Consider the following 770-nt stretch of genomic DNA (forward strand, 5'->3'; position numbering starts at 1 on the left):
CGCACGCTCGAAGCCCTCATCGCACGCTCTTCGTAAAGCCGACGGCCTCAGAGCTGGAGGGGATGCGGCGGCGGCAGAACCCTCAGAGCTGGACGGGGTAGACCGGCTCGCTGATCTGCGGCACCACGCTGTGTTCGACGAAGATCGCGTGCCAGAGCATGAAGATCAGCAGCGTCCACAGCCGGCGGCTGTGATCGCTGACGCCGTTGCGGTGCTCGTCGAGCATGCGCCCTACGGCCGGCAGGTCGACGAGGTGACCGGCCTGCGAGGACGCCACCAACCCGTAGGCCCAGTCCAGCAATTCGCCCGCGCGCAACCAATGCCGGATCGGCACCGGGAACCCGAGCTTGGGCCGGTGCAGCACGTGCGCGGGAACGATGGGCTCAAGCGCCCGCCGCAGCGCGTACTTGGTGGTGGTGCGGGTGATCTTGGCCTCGACGGGCAGCCGCGAGGCGACGGCGAACACCTCGGGATCCAGGAACGGCACCCGCAGCTCCAGCGAGTTGGCCATCGTCATCTTGTCCGCCTTGACCAGGATGTCGCCGCGCAGCCAGGTGAACAGGTCGATGTGCTGCATGCGCGCCACCGGGTCCCAGCCCTTCGACTGTGCGTACACGGAAGCGGTGACGTCGGTGTGGGTCCATTCCTCGCGGAAGCCGGGCAGCACGTCGCGCAGCTGGGCGTCGGAGAAGCTGCGGGCGTTGCCGTAATAGCGCTCCTCGAGGGTCAGCGAGCCGCGGTGCAGCAGGCTCTTGCCCCGCATCCCCTCC

General features: G+C 68.3%; 1 protein-coding gene. It reads right to left on the minus strand.

What is annotated here, in order from left to right; all coding sequences use genetic code 11:
• Positions 1 to 82 precede the first annotated feature (82 nt).
• On the minus strand, positions 83 to 770 hold a 688-nt coding region (locus A5691_RS07635; RefSeq protein WP_197505025.1), incomplete at its 5' end, for an asparagine synthetase B.

This window comes from Mycobacterium sp. E183 (genome assembly GCF_001667735.1).
Classification (GTDB): Bacteria; Actinomycetota; Actinomycetes; order Mycobacteriales; family Mycobacteriaceae; genus Mycobacterium.